16 protein-coding genes and 1 tRNA gene are annotated in these 15,109 nt (G+C 56.6%); 6 read left to right on the plus strand and 11 right to left on the minus strand.

The annotated features are described in order from the left end of the window. Window positions 1–465, minus strand: a 465-nt coding sequence (locus ED901_RS07935; protein ID WP_122095533.1) for a LysR family transcriptional regulator, incomplete at its 3' end; no start/stop codon positions are given. A gap of 152 nt (window positions 466–617) precedes the next feature. Here ED901_RS07935 and galB point away from each other — a divergent pair. From galB to ED901_RS07955, 4 genes are read left to right on the plus strand one after another with little or no spacing between them, the layout of a single operon-like run. Beyond that, entirely contained in the window at window positions 618–1,364 is a 747-nt protein-coding gene (gene galB / locus ED901_RS07940) for a 4-oxalmesaconate hydratase (RefSeq protein ID WP_122095641.1), read from the plus strand. Next, entirely contained in the window at window positions 1,361–2,086 is a 726-nt protein-coding gene (locus ED901_RS07945; RefSeq protein WP_122095534.1) for a 4-carboxy-4-hydroxy-2-oxoadipate aldolase/oxaloacetate decarboxylase, read from the plus strand. The genes galB and ED901_RS07945 overlap by 4 nt, the downstream gene beginning before the upstream one ends. A 9-nt stretch (window positions 2,087–2,095) precedes the next feature. Beyond that, window positions 2,096–3,220 (plus strand): 4-oxalomesaconate tautomerase, encoded by a 1,125-nt coding sequence (locus ED901_RS07950; RefSeq protein WP_122095535.1) that lies wholly within the window; start codon window positions 2,096–2,098, stop codon window positions 3,218–3,220. Then, on the plus strand, window positions 3,213–4,115 hold the full coding sequence (locus ED901_RS07955) for an NAD(P)-dependent oxidoreductase (protein WP_122095536.1): 903 nt from the start codon (window positions 3,213–3,215) through the stop codon (window positions 4,113–4,115). Before ED901_RS07950 ends, ED901_RS07955 begins: the two co-directional genes overlap by 8 nt. A 649-nt stretch (window positions 4,116–4,764) precedes the next feature. Here the strand turns inward: ED901_RS07955 and ED901_RS07965 are convergent. The 7 genes from ED901_RS07965 to ED901_RS07995 all read right to left on the minus strand — a co-directional run bounded on the left by ED901_RS07965 (window position 4,765) and on the right by ED901_RS07995 (window position 11,842). Then, window positions 4,765–5,721, minus strand: coding sequence for an ABC transporter ATP-binding protein (locus tag ED901_RS07965; protein WP_122095538.1), 957 nt, complete (start codon window positions 5,719–5,721; stop codon window positions 4,765–4,767). Further along, the gene (locus ED901_RS07970; RefSeq protein WP_122095539.1) at window positions 5,721–6,740 is read right to left on the minus strand and encodes an ABC transporter ATP-binding protein; all 1,020 of its coding nucleotides are present in this window, start codon (window positions 6,738–6,740) and stop codon (window positions 5,721–5,723) included. Before ED901_RS07970 ends, ED901_RS07965 begins: the two co-directional genes overlap by 1 nt. Before the next feature lies 1 nt (window position 6,741). Next, entirely contained in the window at window positions 6,742–7,653 is a 912-nt protein-coding gene (ddpC, locus tag ED901_RS07975) for a D,D-dipeptide ABC transporter permease (protein ID WP_122095540.1), read from the minus strand. 3 nt (window positions 7,654–7,656) lie between these two features. Continuing rightward, complete coding sequence (locus ED901_RS07980; protein ID WP_122095541.1) at window positions 7,657–8,673, minus strand: ABC transporter permease; 1,017 nt, start codon at window positions 8,671–8,673, stop codon at window positions 7,657–7,659. 62 nt (window positions 8,674–8,735) lie between these two features. After that, a complete protein-coding gene (locus tag ED901_RS07985) occupies window positions 8,736–10,313 on the minus strand; it encodes an ABC transporter substrate-binding protein (protein ID WP_122095542.1) in 1,578 nt (525 codons plus the stop codon). Between the two features lie 47 nt (window positions 10,314–10,360). Next, complete coding sequence (gene ddpX / locus ED901_RS07990) at window positions 10,361–10,942, minus strand: D-alanyl-D-alanine dipeptidase (RefSeq protein WP_056780906.1); 582 nt, start codon at window positions 10,940–10,942, stop codon at window positions 10,361–10,363. A gap of 27 nt (window positions 10,943–10,969) precedes the next feature. Further along, window positions 10,970–11,842 (minus strand): MurR/RpiR family transcriptional regulator, encoded by an 873-nt coding sequence (locus tag ED901_RS07995; protein WP_056780909.1) that lies wholly within the window; start codon window positions 11,840–11,842, stop codon window positions 10,970–10,972. 395 nt (window positions 11,843–12,237) lie between these two features. On the opposite strand from ED901_RS07995, the gene ED901_RS08000 reads away from it, so the two are divergent. Next, a tRNA-Asn gene (locus ED901_RS08000) sits at window positions 12,238–12,313 on the plus strand. An 85-nt stretch (window positions 12,314–12,398) separates the two neighbouring features. Here ED901_RS08000 and ED901_RS08005 read toward each other — a convergent pair. From ED901_RS08005 to ED901_RS08015, 3 genes are all read right to left on the minus strand, one after another. Then, window positions 12,399–12,701 carry a helix-turn-helix domain-containing protein gene (locus ED901_RS08005; RefSeq protein ID WP_122095543.1) on the minus strand — a complete coding sequence of 101 codons (303 nt, stop codon included), beginning with the start codon at window positions 12,699–12,701 and terminating at the stop codon, window positions 12,399–12,401. Further along, the gene (locus ED901_RS08010; RefSeq protein ID WP_122095544.1) at window positions 12,701–13,060 is read right to left on the minus strand and encodes a type II toxin-antitoxin system RelE/ParE family toxin; all 360 of its coding nucleotides are present in this window, start codon (window positions 13,058–13,060) and stop codon (window positions 12,701–12,703) included. Before ED901_RS08010 ends, ED901_RS08005 begins: the two co-directional genes overlap by 1 nt. A gap of 208 nt (window positions 13,061–13,268) precedes the next feature. Further along, window positions 13,269–13,421 (minus strand): Hok/Gef family protein, encoded by a 153-nt coding sequence (locus tag ED901_RS08015; RefSeq protein WP_072158177.1) that lies wholly within the window; start codon window positions 13,419–13,421, stop codon window positions 13,269–13,271. 334 nt (window positions 13,422–13,755) lie between these two features. Between ED901_RS08015 and ED901_RS08020 the strand changes: the two genes are divergently transcribed. Continuing rightward, window positions 13,756–15,069 carry an FAD-binding oxidoreductase gene (locus tag ED901_RS08020; protein WP_122095545.1) on the plus strand — a complete coding sequence of 438 codons (1,314 nt, stop codon included), beginning with the start codon at window positions 13,756–13,758 and terminating at the stop codon, window positions 15,067–15,069. Window positions 15,070–15,109: the final 40 nt, after the last annotated feature.

Genomic DNA, 15,109 nt, shown 5'->3' on the forward strand with positions numbered 1-15,109 from the left:
CAGCGCCAGACCGGCACCGTTTTCCAGCACCTTCAGCGCGGCACTGACCGCAGGCTGACTCAGACCAAGCAGGGTCGCCACCGTCTGCATATGCCGCGTGTTGCACAAAGAGATAAAGATTTGCAGACGCCGGACGTTAAACAGATACAGCGGTTCAGTATCGCCCCGCCGCTGGCCGCTTTTGCCCTGCAATTTCGCCAGCTGCGACGGGATCTGGCGCAGCTCGGCAATGGCCCGCCGGGCGCGGGGCAAGACGCATTTGCCGAAATCCGTCAGCAACATGCCGTTGGCGTGGCGCTCAAACAGCGGCACATCGAGAAACTGTTCCAGGTCACGGATAGCCCGCGTGACCGCCGACTGGGTGCGGTAAAGTTCATCCGCCGCACGGGATACGCTCCCCTGATCGACCACCTGACAAAATGCCCGTATTTGCATCAGGTTACTCAGCATCTCAGCTTCCGCCATCCCCTTCTCCCTTCTGGTTTTTTTGCGTGATACCTCCCTGCAATATAAATAAAACGCATACCCCCTGCAATCAAATGAATTACCCGTCACGCACGTTGGCTGACAGCATGGAACTCAGACATTTTGAGAACAATAAAACCAAGGACACCCTCATGACTCAGCCCAAAAAAGATGATGCTAAAAGCGCATTAGTTGTCAGCGCCCATTCCGCCGATTTCGTCTGGCGTGCGGGCGGTGCCATCGCCAAACATACCCAGGCCGGTTACGCCGTGCACATCGTTTGCCTGTCGTTCGGCGAACGGGGGGAATCCGCCAAACTGTGGCGCAAAGGCAATATGACCGAGGACGTGGTGAAAGCCTCGCGTCGCGAAGAAGCGATGGCCGCCGCTGAAATTCTCGGTGCCACCGTTGAGTTTTTCGATATGGGCGATTATCCGCTGCGTGCCGATAAAGAATCGCTGTTCCGCCTGGCCGACGTTTACCGCCGCGTGCAGCCACATTTCGTGCTGACCCATTCCCTGAAAGACCCGTACAACTACGATCACCCGATGGCGACGCATCTGGCGCAGGAAGCGCGGATTATCGCGCAGGCCGAGGGATATAAGCCCGGCGAAACCATCGTCGGCGCGCCTCCGGTGTACTGTTTTGAGCCACATCAGCCGGAACAGTGCGAATGGAAACCCGACGTGCTGCTCGATATCACCGACGTCTGGGACAAAAAATATCAGGCCATTCAGTGCATGGCCGGTCAGGAACATTTGTGGGAATACTACACCCGCGTCGCCCAGCAGCGCGGCGTACAGGCGAAACGTAACGTCGGTATCACCAGCGCCAAAAACATCGTTTACGGCGAAGGTTATCAGAGCATCTTCCCACGCGTGACGGAGGATTTAGCATGAGTCTGGTCGGTAAAAAAGGCGTCGTGGTTCGCCATATTCCACGGGCAGATAAAGCGGACGTTACTGCACTCGCGGCCTTCGGCGTCGCGACGGTACATGAAGCGCAGGGCCGTAAAGGCTTGCTGGAGGCAGGTATCCGTCCGATCCAGCAAGATTGCGCAATTTCCGGCAGCGCTGTCACCGTGCTGACCGCGCCGGGCGATAACTGGATGTTCCACGTGGCTGTCGAACAGTGTCAGCCGGGAGATATTCTGGTGGTCGCACCGACGTCGCCATGTTCTGACGGCTTCTTCGGTGATTTGCTGGCAACGTCGCTCAAAGCGCGCGGCGTGGTCGGGCTGGTGGCCGATCTCGGGGTGCGAGATACCAAAACCCTTCGCGACATGGGTTTTCGCGTCTGGTCACGGGCGGTTCATGCGCAGGGCACCATTAAGGAAACGCTCGGTTCCGTGAACGTGCCGGTGGTGTGTGCGGGGCAACTGGTTTACCCCGGCGATGCCATCGTGGCCGATGATGACGGCGTGGTGGTGGTGCGTCGTGAAGACGTCGCCCGGGTGGCGCAGGCCAGCCGCGAACGGGAAATGCTGGAAGAAAGCAAACGCGCCAGAATGGCTGACGGCGAACTCGGGCTGGATATCTACAACATGCGCCCGCGTCTGGCAGAAAAAGGGCTGAAATATTTCGATTCCACCGAAGAAGCAGAACAGGCCGAAAAGCGCTGAGGAGCGGATATGCCACAGACCCGGATCCCCTGCCTGCTGATGCGCGGCGGCACCTCAAAAGGGGCGTTTTTCCTGGCCGCTGATTTGCCACAAAATGAAGCGTTGCGCGACCGCGTCCTGCTGGCAGTGATGGGTTCCCCTGATCCGCGCCAGATTGACGGCCTCGGCGGTGCGGATCCGCTGACCAGCAAAGTGGCGATTATCCGCCCTTCCGCACGGCCTGATGCCGACGTCGATTATCTGTTTGCGCAGGTGAATGTCGATAAAGCGGGGGTGGATTACGGACAAAATTGCGGCAATATTCTGGCCGCCGTGGGCCCGTTCGCCCTCGAAAAGCAGCTGGTCAGCCCGCTGGACGGCATCACGCCGGTGCGCATTTTTATGGAAAATACCGGGCAGATTGCCACCGCGCATGTGCCGGTCAGAGACGGCGAAGTCTGTTATCAGGGGGAATTGCGCATCGACGGGGTACCCGGCACGGCGTCTAAAATCAGCGTCGAATTTGCCGATATCGCCGGTTCCAGTTGCGGGGCATTACTGCCCACCGGCAACGCCCGCGATACCTTCGACGGCATCGACGTCACCTGCATCGACAACGGTATGCCGGTGATCCTGCTGCGCGCCGCCGATGTCGGTCGCAGCGGCTATGAAACCCGCGAACAACTGGATGCCGATACGGAACTGAAACAGCGTCTCGAGTCGATCCGCTTGCAGGCGGGTCCTAAAATGAATCTCGGCGATGTCTCGCAGCGCACCGTACCGAAAATGACGCTGATCGCTGAGCCGCGAAACGGCGGCGCCATCTCCAGCCGGACATTTATTCCGCACCGCTGTCACGCCTCCATCGGCGTGCTCGGTGCGGTCAGCGTCGCCAGCGCCTGCCTGATCCCCGGCAGCATCACCGAAGGACTGGCGCATACGCCCTGCGGCGACACGCCGCTGGTCAGCGTCGAACATCCAACCGGCGAGTTCAGCGTGGAATTACAACTCGATCCGACTCAAACCGGCGCACAGCGCCTCAGAGGCTGCGCGCTGTTACGCACCGCGCGCCTGATTTTTGAAGGCTGCGTCGCTATCCCCGCCAGTGTGTGGGACGGCCATCAGGACGAACATCAGGAACCGCATCATGAATAACGTCACCCGCATTTCCTTAATTGGCCTCGGCGAGGTCGGCACGATTCTGGCAACGGATTTAAAAAACCAAAATCCGGCGCTGGATATTGTGGCCTTTGATAAGCAAAGCGACTCAGCGGTGATACGCCAGCGCGCCCGTGACGCCGGAGTGAACTTTGCGCTGTCTGTGGAAGACGCCGTAAAAAACAGCCAGATCATGTTCTCTGCCGTGACCGCCGCCGAAGCGCTGAAGGTGGCCGAAGCCGTCGCCCCGCATCTCGCGCCCGGACAGTTTTTTCTCGATCTGAATTCTGTTTCGCCGAACACCAAACGCGAGGCGATGGCGCTGATTGAACAGGCGGGCGGCCACTACATCGACGTCGCCGTCATGGCACCCTACCCGCCTGCGCGGCTAAAAACCCCGTTGCTGCTGGGCGGCACGCATGTTTACGCCATCAGCGAATGGCTGAACGAAAACGGATTTAACAGCAAAGTTCACAGCACCGCCGTCGGAGAAGCTTCCGCCATTAAGATGTGCCGCAGCGTGATGATCAAAGGCCTCGAAGCCCTGACCGCCGAATGCCTGAGCGCCGCACGCCAGTACGGCGTGGAGAATGAAGTGCTGGCCTCGCTGCACGCCAGCTTTCCGTCACTCGGCTGGGATTCACAGTTGCCGCACTATCTCATCAGTCGCATCGCCGAGCACGGCAAACGCCGCGCCGAGGAGATGCGCGAAGTGGTGAAAACACTCGCGGATGTTGGCGTCGCGCCGAACATGAGTTCCGGCACGGTGCTGGCCCAGCAAGGGCTGGTGGATGCGCTGGCCGCGAAGGGGATCCGGTATTCGGATCTGGAGCCGTTTGAGTGGCAGAGAACCGTGGATATTTTGCATCGTGGTGATGCGAACAGATCATAAGGTCAAATTCAAAACCGTGGGTTGCCACCCACACCGGCCTTAAGAGGCGCCTATCGCCGCGCCTCTTAAGAATCTCCGGCTCTTTTACTGCGCGCTATCGCTCGCTGGCTATGTTTCAGGTAGCACGGCGACAGGCTGGAAATCTTGCCGCTGCGCGGTGCCTTCTCTCGGTCCTGGAGCCTTGGGTCTCCAGGCCGTTCCGTTCAGCAAGATTTCTGAATCGCCCGCACGATCTTAAATTCAAAAGCAGACTGACTCTCATCTTTTCAAAACTCGGGTCTGCAACCTCTCACTCAGCGTGATTTCTGAATCGCCCGCACGATCTTAAAATCAAAAGCAGACTGATTTTCATCCTTTCAAAAAGTTAACTGGCGTGCTCAAAATCCAGCTGAACGGAGCGGCTTCGAGACCTATGGCTCGAAGACCGAGAGAAGGCAGTGCGAAGCACCTGGATTTGCGCCACTCACGATAGCTGCGGAACATGTCCGTCGTTCCTGCGATAGCGCGCAGTAAAAGAGCCCGGGGGGTCTTGGGGGGCGGCGGCGATATGCCGCCCCCCAAGTCGGTGTGGGCCGACGCCCACGGTTTTGACCTTAAGGCCCGAGTGGGTGGCAACCCACGGTTTTGACCTTGAAATTAAAAAGCGTCTTTAGACCCGCTCCGGCATAACCCGATGACACCTCGCCACCACCCCGTCTGCCCCGCAGACAAGATCCTGCGGCATCTGGCAGCCGTCGCCGGCCAGCGGGCAGCGTTCGCGGAAATAACACCCCATCGGCAGATTCCGGTTACTGGGTAACTCCCCTTTCTTATCCACTATTCCGTCATCGAGCGCACGTCCCGCGCGGGGAACGGAATCGAGCAGCAACCGGGTATACGGATGCTGGGGTTCGGTCAGTACTTTTTCTGCTGCGCCCAGTTCAACGATTTGCCCCAGATACATCACCGCCACGCGGTCGCTCATGTGGCGCACGACGGATACGTTATGAGAAATCAGTACGTAGGTCAGGTTGCGCTGGCGTTGCAGTTCTACCAGCAAATTGAGGATTTGCGCCTGCACCGAAATATCCAGCGCGGAGGTCGGTTCATCCAGCACAATGATGTCTGGCTCTGAAGATAACGCGCGGGCGATGGATATACGCTGACGCTGACCGCCGGAAAATTCATGCGGCAGACGGTCGAGATATTCCTTGCGGATACCTACCTGTTCCGCCAGCGTGGCGGCCAGTTCACGACGTTCGCGGCTGCTGTTGTGTTTTTGCACGAACACCGGCTCGGTGATGATCCGCCAGACAGGCAGACGCGGATCCAGCGACGATTGCGGATCCTGAAACACCATCTGCATCCCGGAGCCGAACCACGAATTGTCGTGGCGCGCGCGGTGGATTTCCCCGCTGCTCGGCTTTTGTAATCCCATCAGTAATTGTGCCAGCGTGCTCTTTCCGCAGCCGGATTCGCCGACAATCCCTAAGGTTTCGCCACGGATAATATTGAGATCCAGCCCGTTCAGCGCGTGCACATAACCCGTCGGTTTACCGCGCCAGTTAAAGCTTGCGGGAAAACGTACGCGCACATCCTGGAGTTCGACTAACGCTTCATCAATCATCAGGAAAGCTCCTCAATCGGCTGAATGCGTATTTCACGCTGCGGATGCCAGCAGGCAACGGATTGCTGCGGATGCCGGGCCAGCGGGGTAAGTTCCGGCGTGGTTAAACAGCGGTCATCGGCATAATGACACCGCCCGCGAAACGCACAGCCCTGTGGCAGTTTTGACAGATTCGGCACCGTGCCGGGAATGGCTTTCAGCAGGCTGCGGGGGGTGCCGTTTTCCGGTGCCGCCTGCAACAGGCCGATGGAATACGGGTGCGACGGCGTGTCTATCACATCCGTGGTGTTGCCGCTTTCGATCACGTGCCCGGCGTACATCACGTAAACCCGGTCGCACAGCTGCGACACCACCGCCATGTCATGGGTGATAAATAACACAGCGGTGCCGCTGGCGCGGGCTTTGCGCTGGAGTAACCGCAGCACCTGACGCTGCACCGTGACATCCAGCGCCGTCGTCGGTTCGTCGGCGATGATCAGTTCCGGCTCGCAGGAAAAAGCCATGGCGATTAACACCCGCTGGCGCATACCGCCGGAGAGTTCAAACGGATAGCGGGACATCACCTGCTCCGCGTCGGCGATCTGCATGTCATCCAGTAACCCGATGGCTTTTTGCCACGCCTGCGCCTTGCTGAGTTTCTGATGCAGGCAGATAACTTCGCACATCTGACGGCCAATTTTGCGCGTCGGGTTCAGGGCGTTCATCGGCTCCTGAAAAATCATCGCTACGCGTGCGCCGCGCAAAGTACGCATCTGCTCTTCGCTGGCGCTCACTACGTCGGTGCCGAGCATGCGTAATTCGCCGCCGGTGACGGTAAAACCGTTGGGCGGCAACAGGCGCATCGCCATCATCGCGGTGACCGATTTGCCCGAACCGGACTCACCGACCACGCCAACAATTTCACCGGCGCTGACCGACAGTGACACCTGATTCAGTGCTTTTACTTCGCCGCCGTAGACCGGAAAGACCAGCTGCAACTTGTCGATTTCCAGTACCGGCCCGTGGGTTTGCTCAGTCATGTCAGCGCCCTCTGCTTTTCGGATCCAGCAGGTCGCGCAGACCGTCGCCGAACAGGTTAAAACCGGTGGCGGTGATCAGAATTGCCACGCCGGGGAATGCCGAATACCACCACTGATCGAGAATGTAATTGCGGCCGTTAGACACCATCGCGCCCCATTCTGCGGTCGGTTGCTGCGCACCGAGGCCGATAAAGCCGAGTGTCGCCGCCATCAGAATCGAGGTGCCGATATCCAGTGAAGCCTGCACCACCAGCGGCGGCATAACGTTGCGTAAAACGTGCCAGGTAATCAGATGCCAGCGCGACGCGCCGAATGTGCGCGTGGCCTGCATATATGCCTGATGGCGCAGCATCAGCGTTTGCCCGCGCGCCAGACGCACATAAAACGGAATGCGCACCACGGCAATCGCCAGCATGGCGTTAAACAGACTTGGCCCGAGCGCGGCGGCCAGCGCCATGGTTAATACCAGCGACGGCACCGACAGCATAATGTCCATGCAGCGCATGATCAGCGCATCCACCAGACCGCCGACCACGCCGGAAAAACAGCCGAGCAACGAGCCAATGCTGCCCGCGATAATCACTACCGCCAGCCCTGCTGCCACCGACTGTTGGCTGCCAATCAATACGCGGCTGAACAGATCGCGCCCGACTTCATCCGTGCCAAACCAGTGCAGCGCGGAAGGTGCCTGCAGCCGGTCGGTCAGGCTGATGGCGTTCGGGTCGTGCGGTACCAGCCACGGCGAGAAAATCATGATGAAAAGAACGATCAGCATAATCGTCAGCCCGAGCAGTGTCAGCGGGCTGCGGCTTAGCAGATGAAATGTGCGCCGCCAGCTGGCAAAACGCGGTTTGACGTCCGGTGCCACAATATCGGCCCGGTGATTATTGACGCCCGGTTCAATCACAGACATGCCTCACCCCTCACGGCCAATGCGCGGATCGATCCACACATACAGTAAATCCACACACAAATTGACGATGACGTACGCAAACGACACCACCACCGCAAAGCCCATCACCGCCGGGAAATCCAGCGCCTGAATCGAATTCACCACGTACGCGCCCATGCCCGGCCAGGCAAAAACGGTTTCGGTCAGCACCGCGCCGTAGAGTAAATCGCCCATCGCCAGCCCGAGCACCGTTACCGATGGGATCAGCGCGTTCGGCAAGGCGTGGCTGAGGATCACCCGCCAGCGCGAAAGCCCGTTGGCACGCGCCGTGCGGATATAATCTTCATTCAGTTGCTCCAGCATCGCCGAGCGAATTTGCCGCGCCACGATGCCCATATGGACGAACGCCAGTGTCAGCGCAGGCATCGCCAGATGTTGCAGACTGTTCCAGAACGTCTCCCAGTTGCCGGTCAGCAGGGAGTCGAGCACATAAAAACCGGTGATATCAGCCGGAGGATCTAGCCAGTCGTCGAGCCTTCCGCCGCCCGGCAGCAGGTTCAGATGGCCGTAAAACAGGATGATGACGCCCAGCCCCAGCCAGAATGCAGGCGTGGAAATGCCCAGTACGGAAAGCAAACGCACCAGATGATCGGGAAATTTATTCTGGTATACCGCCGACAACACGCCCAGCGGAATGCCAAGCACAATCGCCAGAAACAGGGCGCTGACCGCCAGCTCCAGCGTCGCCGGGAAGAAGGCTTTCAGATCTTCCAGCACCGGACGGCCGGTGCGGATCGACGTGCCCAAATCACCGTGCAGCAAATCACTGACATAACGGAAAAACTGTACATACAGCGGCTGGTTCAGCCCGAGTTGCTCACGGATATGCTCGACCATTTCATTACTTGCGCGATCGCCCGCCAGTAACCGCGCCGGATCACCGGGGATCATGTGCGAGATGATAAAAGTGATCACGCACACGCCCGCCATCACCAGTATCAGGCCCCAGCAGCGCTGGCGGATCAACGTCCAAAAAGTCATAGTGTTTTCCCCGTAAAACCCCCTTCAGATCGTGAAAGGGGCTTTCGTGAATGATGCCGCTGTTACTTGTGCATTTGCCCCACGTTGAACACCTGCTCCAGCATCGGGTTGAAAACAAAGCCTTTCACGTCTTTGTTCATCGCCACCTGATAGTTTTTCTGGAACAGGTAAACGTACGCCGCTTCGTCGATAACGATTTTCTGCGCCTGCTGGTAGTAACCGGTACGCTCTTTCTGATCGGTCACCGACACCGCTTTTTTCAGTAAGGCATCGACCTCAGGGTTAGCGTAGAAAGAACGGTTACCCGGCAGGCCTTTTTTATCGGACTCGAACCAGTAGTTCATGAACATGTACGGGTCAGCGAAATCCGGGCTCCAGTTACCGATGGAGATATCGTAATCGCCCTGCCCGATGCGATCGCGCATGGTGGCATTCGCCAGTTTTTCCAGCTTCACGTTGATACCGGCCTGACCGAGGCTCGCCTGCACGGCAAGCGCGATAGATTCCCAGTTCGGATCGTTATCGGAATACAGGAAATCCAGCGTCTTCGGTTTGTCTTTGACTTTCTCCAGATCGGATTTGGCCTGCGTCAGATCTAAGGTGTATTGCTTCGCCGTCGGGTCGAAGCCCCACATGCCCTCAGGAATTGGCCCGCGCATCTGTTTGGCATTGCCACCGAGAATGCCTTTCACCATGCCCTGATAATCCACGGCTGAAGAAATCGCGCGGCGTAAATCCACCTGATTGAGCGGCGTTTTGGCATTATTGAGATAGAGATAGGTCACGCGCAGCGACGGGAATTCCTCGACAGCAACGTTGCCCTCTTTCTTCAGTGCCGCCAGCTGATCCATCGGCAGGGAATCGGCGATATCCAGATCGCCACGCGACAGCTGCAGGCGGCGGGTGGCGCTTTCACCGATAATTTTCACGGTCACGCGTTTGAACGCCGGTTTCGCGCCGTTGTAGTGCGCGTTCGGCACCAGCACCAGTTGCTGACCTTTCTGCCAGCGATCCAGCTTGTAAGGGCCGGAACCGGCGGTATGACCGGCCAGCCACGCCTTACCTTCGTCGGCAGGATTGGCTTTGGCAATCGCCGGGTTGACGATGCCTGCGCCGTCATTGGCCAGCGTATAGAGGAATGGCGCGAACGGCGTTTTCAGCGTAAAGGTGACCGTCATCGGATCCACCACCGTCACCGTCATGTCTTTCGGGAAAGCTTCCGACGGACCCTGACCGATTTTCATCAGACGCTCAAAGGACCATTTCACCGCGTCGGCATTGACGTCGGTGCCATCGTCAAATTTGGCGCCGGGCTTGAGTTTGAAGGTCCAGACCAGTTGATCGGGTGAAGCCGTCCAGCTTGCCGCCAGATCGCCTTCCACCTGCGTTGAGCCTTTACCGTCTTCGGTTTTGTACTGCACCAGACGCTGATAGGCCGGATAGGTCACCGTCCAGTCGTTGTTGTCAATGGTCACCGCCGGATCCAGCGTTTGCGGATCCGCCGCTTTACCAATCACCAGCATGTCTTTCGGCACGGCGGCCTGGGCGGCAAAACTTAAGCCTGACAAGGCCAGAAAAATGGCACCGGCGATCTGTGTCTTGGTATTTTTGCGGAACGTGTTGATTGCTGTGTTGCTCATCGGAGAACTCCTGGCTCTGTCAAAAAGTGATAAGAGACGTGCAATGATTACGCGGCATTCACCGGCGGAAAGCAGCCGAACCGCTCTTCCAACAACGGATACGTTTTGGCATCCGGTAATTCAAAGTGCCACCACTCGCTGGTGATACCTTTAAAGCCGCCCGCCGCCATCACGGCGTTAAGCAACAGGCGGTTACGCTGAATGTGCGGCGGTAAATCCGGATAAAACGGGTGCGAGACTTCGGTCATTTCATCAAAGCCCGCGCCCATATCCACCACATTGCCCTGCTCATCCAGCAGAGTCAGATCCACCGCCACCCCGCGGCTGTGGTGCGAACCGAGTCTGATATCCACCACATAATCCGGGTTTGGAAACGCCGCCCACAAACAGGCCTGCGCCGCCTGTGGCCGGTAAGCGTCGTAAATTTTCAGGGTAAAGCCGGCCAGTTTTGCCACCTGGTTACAGCGCACCAGTGCAGCAGCGGCATCAGGGTGTAACAGGCAGCGCGATTCGCGATAAATCGGCTGACCGGTCAGGTTATCTGCCGTGGCATATTTCAGGTCGATGACGGCATCGGGTAAAACCTCTGCCAGATCGATCAGGGCGATATCAGGTGTTTTTGTGTTCATCAATAAATCTGTCCGCTGGTGTGAAGGTTAGGATTCAAATTGTCCGAGCTGTTTTTGTAAAATCCGGTTATTGGCCAGACGCTGCTCGACGTCGTTACCGCGCAGTTCGAGCACCGCCGAACACAGCAGGTTGAACAGGCAACTGAGTGGCGCCATCGAATCCCAGAACTGGCCGGTGTCAGTTTTCACCTGCAACAAATCCACCGGATAATCGCGCGCCCACGGGCAGTAAATATCGGTGATCAGCGCGACATTCAGCCCGCGTTCGCAGGCCGCTTCGCAATAGGTTTGCGCCATTTTTGAATACGCACGGGTGTCGGTGACCACCAGATAAGGCTGCGCGAATTCCGAATTCAGCGATTCGACATAGGTGCCGGACAGGCCGTCGGCGAAATAGACTTTCGGGCGTAAGTATTCGAGATAACTGGAGAAATTGTTGGCAATGCCGCGCACGGACTGGATCCCGAGAATGAATACGGCCTCCGCATCGGCCAGACGCCGGCTGATCTGCGCAAAGCTGTCGCTCTGTGCCAGCTGATACACATGATTGATGGCTTCAAGTTCGAGCGTCAGTGACTGCCGGAGCTTTTCCTGCTGCGGCTGTTTGCTGCGCTCGCGATATGCGCCAAGGCGATCGGTCACCACCCACGGCTGATAGGCGGTGCCACTTTGCAGGCGCAGCGTTTGCTTGAAGTGATCCAGATTGCGATAGCCCAGGCTGCGCAGATAACGCCCGACGGAAATGCCGCTGGTCGCTGCGCTACGCGCGATGCTGTCCGCCGTCTCAAACGGGATCTGCGCCAGATTTGCCAGCAGATAACTGGCGATGCGCTTGCCGGTTGGCGTCTGCACGGCGAACGAGGCTTCGATTTGTTCAATCACATCCTGCGCTGGCTGCATTGGTTAACTCCGTGTTGCTTTATTGTCATAAAACTAGCTCTTGTTAGTTAAATAACAATGCACGGGGTGTGCCAACCCCGAGAAATGAGTGAAATTTGTGCAGCAGATCTTGAATCAGGAGGCGTTCAGGCCGGAAAGTGGCTAAAAACCCGGCCTGGTACTTTTACAGAACCGCCGGATGAGCGAGAGGTGCACAACAAACAGGCAGCTTGTGTGTACTTTTAGTGCATCCTCCGCGCACGCAGAGGCAGATAAGGCGTTTTGAGGACGAGGAATCAATCACTTTGTCTTAATAGTCAACAGGTTGGATATTAAGAAAGCAGTCGGTCATCTTTTTTCGTTAACCCTTTGACATGCCCACGGGCAGTCGTTATTATTCGCCCCGTTCAAACGATTCCTCTGTAGTTCAGTCGGTAGAACGGCGGACTGTTAATCCGTATGTCACTGGTTCGAGTCCAGTCAGAGGAGCCAAATTAGAAAAGCCCGCTTAAGGAAACTTAAGCGGGCTTTTTGCATTCTGATTATGTGCCGAATTCGTGCAGGTCAGGCCATGCGGTTACATCGCAAATCCAAAATGAGTGCCATCCGGCAAATCGATTTCCAGACGCAACTTGCCACCCGCTGCTTCAACATAACGTTTCAACGTCGACAATTTCAGGTCACGGCCCGGCTTTTCCATACCGGCAACCGTAGGCTGTTTAATGCCCAACGCTTCAGCCATCTCACATTGTGTTTTATTCATTCTTTCACGCAGTTCGGCCAGCTCAAGGGTAATCAAAATATCAACGGCCATCGCCTGCGCTTGTGCAGCGACTTCAGGTTTTACGGATGCCAGTAACTGTTCAAGGGTTCTGCTCATTAAGGCAATTCCTTTTCTTTTATCGTATTCAGGTGCCGTGTAAATTCATTGTCGGCGACCGGTATCATGACTTCATAAAATCTTTTTTCATTACCCACTTTGTTTCCCGCGCAAAGTAAAATACCTCTGCGCAAAGGATCAAAAGCATAAAACGCCCGAAGGGGATCGCCCTTACTTTGGATGCGCAATTCTTTCATATTGCGATGCCGGGAGTGATTCACTGTATCTGCATAAGGCCGGGATAATGCAGGCCCTTTATCTTGCAGGACAATCACCGGCGCCAACACATTCGCTTGATCAATGTCATCAAGATCATCGAACCAGCCATCAAATTTTTCTGTCGTATTAATCATCCACACAGTGACTCCTTGTCGATTATAGTTCAAATGCTATATAGGTCAAATACTATAATCAGAAGATAATGCGTGAAGGGAGTGATGAACAAGTGGGACGTTTCCAATACGGAACACACCTTCCAGAATAGGCAGGGTAATGTTAAAGAATGGGTGCCTGAGGCCAACATACGTCGACAACAACCAAAAAGGTGGGGCGAACCCCACCTTACGGTTAGCTCTTAATTTCGTAGCTTAAGACTGCCGCAATTTCTGTTTTCCCCTGCTTAATATGCAATTCGCACAGCGAATCACGCACCATCCAGGTCCAGGCCAGCAATGTGAAACAAACCACGATGAGTCCGTGTAACACAAGCTTTCGCGACATCTTGCCCTCCGTTGCATTTCTGCTTTTAAGAGGCTATCCTCATATTGTCTAGGTATGGTTGTGATAGCCTCGGGTTGATTGAAAAATCTCCTCGGGGCTTTCTTCTTATTATGCCTTGAACAACTTTTATGTCTTTCACAACGCTGCTCAAGCCAGATAAGCCTCAAGCACCCGCGCGCATTCTATCAAGTTAACCCTGCCTGATTTTCGTTCACTTTGTCCTAATTTTAACCTGCCCTTACTGCCCCCTCTATCGTTATGTCTAATCCGCATTAGACATCTATACGTCTATCCATTAGGATCGAACCACCTGGGATAACGACCTCACATAACGATGAAAATTAAACATTTACCTCTTGATCAGAATATTAATGGCTGGGCCGCCTTGCGCGGTAACACGCCCCGCCATCCGGCGTTGCACGGTAACGTTACCGCTGACTGGCTGGTGATTGGCGCAGGGTTTGCCGGGCTGGCGTTTGCCCGCCGTATTGCAGAGCTTCGCCCGCATGAACACGTTGTCGTGCTCGAAGCGCTGGATGTCGCGGATAATGCCTCTGCGCGTAACTCCGGCTTTGTGATTGACCTGCCGCACACGGTAGGCAGTACCTCCGCTGAGCTCGAGCAGGCGCAGACTTACCGCCGTCTTTTACAGTTTGGTCTTGCGCATTTGAAAGAAACTGTCGATCAGCACGGTATTGAATGCGACTGGCAGAACGCCGGGAAATATCACTGCGCGGTGAGCGAACAATTTGATGATGATATCGCACACTATCAGGACGAACTCACCACGCTGGGCGAACGTTTTGAACGGCTGGATAACGCAGCGCTGAAACAGCGTCTGGGCACTGGTTTTTATCGCAGTGCGGTATATACGCCCAACTGCATTCTGGTGAATCCGGCTGCGCTTATCAGCGGGCTGGTGGCGACCCTGCCCCCGAACGTTACCGTCTATGCCAATTCTCCGGCGTTGCAGATTGATACACATGGCGCGATCCGGGCTGAAACCCCGCATGGAGAAGTCCGGGCACGCAAACTGATGCTGGCGATTAATGGCGCGGCGCGCGGATTACCCTTGTTTAAAGGCAACGTGTTTGCCATGTCGACGTTTGCCACGCTCACTGAACCGCTGACGCCGGAACAACGCCAGCGGATCGGGGATATTTCACCCTGGGGCTCAACACCGGTGAATGCGCTGGCGGGCGCGACGCTGCGCTATACCGCCGATCATCGTTTCCTGATCCGCGAGCATGTTAATTTCACGCCGGGTCTGGTGACCGGTGCGGTAGAAACCGGCCGCCATGCGCGACGTCATCAGGAACTGTTCGCCCGCATTTATCCGCAGTTGCAGGACGTCAATATGGCCTACACCTGGTCAGGATTGATCAGCATTACGCGCAACGGTGCGCCGGTGTGGGGGAATCTGTCGGAGAATGTCTATTCTTCGGCGGGATGCAACGGCTCCGGCAGCTCAAAGCAGAGCGCCTTTGGCCGGTTGCTGGCGGATCATGCGGCGGGGGAAGATCACCCGCTCCTGGCCGATATGCATACGGTCGGACGCGCCAGTTATCTGCCGCCGCGCCCGTTCCTGGATATCGGTGTGAAAGGGTTTATGGCGCGTGAACGCTGGCGCTCACGCAGTGAAATGTAATTATCAGACTGGCCGGTCGCCATTCACAGACGACCGGCTT

The organism is Rahnella sp. Larv3_ips (genome assembly GCF_003697865.1).
Lineage (GTDB): Bacteria > Pseudomonadota > Gammaproteobacteria > Enterobacterales > Enterobacteriaceae > Rahnella > Rahnella rivi.

Bases quoted from the DNA above. Each gene is read 5' to 3' on its own strand.
- galB (WP_122095641.1), top strand. From the start codon at position 618: ATGACTCAGCCCAAAAAAGATGATGCTAAAAGCGCATTAGTTGTCAGC.
- ED901_RS07945 (WP_122095534.1), top strand. From the start codon at position 1,361: ATGAGTCTGGTCGGTAAAAAAGGCGTCGTGGTTCGCCATATTCCACGG.
- ED901_RS07950 (WP_122095535.1), top strand. From the start codon at position 2,096: ATGCCACAGACCCGGATCCCCTGCCTGCTGATGCGCGGCGGCACCTCA.
- ED901_RS07955 (WP_122095536.1), top strand. From the start codon at position 3,213: ATGAATAACGTCACCCGCATTTCCTTAATTGGCCTCGGCGAGGTCGGC.
- ED901_RS07965 (WP_122095538.1), bottom strand. From the start codon at position 5,721: ATGATTGATGAAGCGTTAGTCGAACTCCAGGATGTGCGCGTACGTTTT.
- ED901_RS07970 (WP_122095539.1), bottom strand. From the start codon at position 6,740: ATGACTGAGCAAACCCACGGGCCGGTACTGGAAATCGACAAGTTGCAG.
- ddpC (WP_122095540.1), bottom strand. From the start codon at position 7,653: ATGTCTGTGATTGAACCGGGCGTCAATAATCACCGGGCCGATATTGTG.
- ED901_RS07980 (WP_122095541.1), bottom strand. From the start codon at position 8,673: ATGACTTTTTGGACGTTGATCCGCCAGCGCTGCTGGGGCCTGATACTG.
- ED901_RS07985 (WP_122095542.1), bottom strand. From the start codon at position 10,313: ATGAGCAACACAGCAATCAACACGTTCCGCAAAAATACCAAGACACAG.
- ddpX (WP_056780906.1), bottom strand. From the start codon at position 10,942: ATGAACACAAAAACACCTGATATCGCCCTGATCGATCTGGCAGAGGTT.
- ED901_RS07995 (WP_056780909.1), bottom strand. From the start codon at position 11,842: ATGCAGCCAGCGCAGGATGTGATTGAACAAATCGAAGCCTCGTTCGCC.
- ED901_RS08005 (WP_122095543.1), bottom strand. From the start codon at position 12,701: ATGAGCAGAACCCTTGAACAGTTACTGGCATCCGTAAAACCTGAAGTC.
- ED901_RS08015 (WP_072158177.1), bottom strand. From the start codon at position 13,421: ATGTCGCGAAAGCTTGTGTTACACGGACTCATCGTGGTTTGTTTCACA.
- ED901_RS08020 (WP_122095545.1), top strand. From the start codon at position 13,756: ATGAAAATTAAACATTTACCTCTTGATCAGAATATTAATGGCTGGGCC.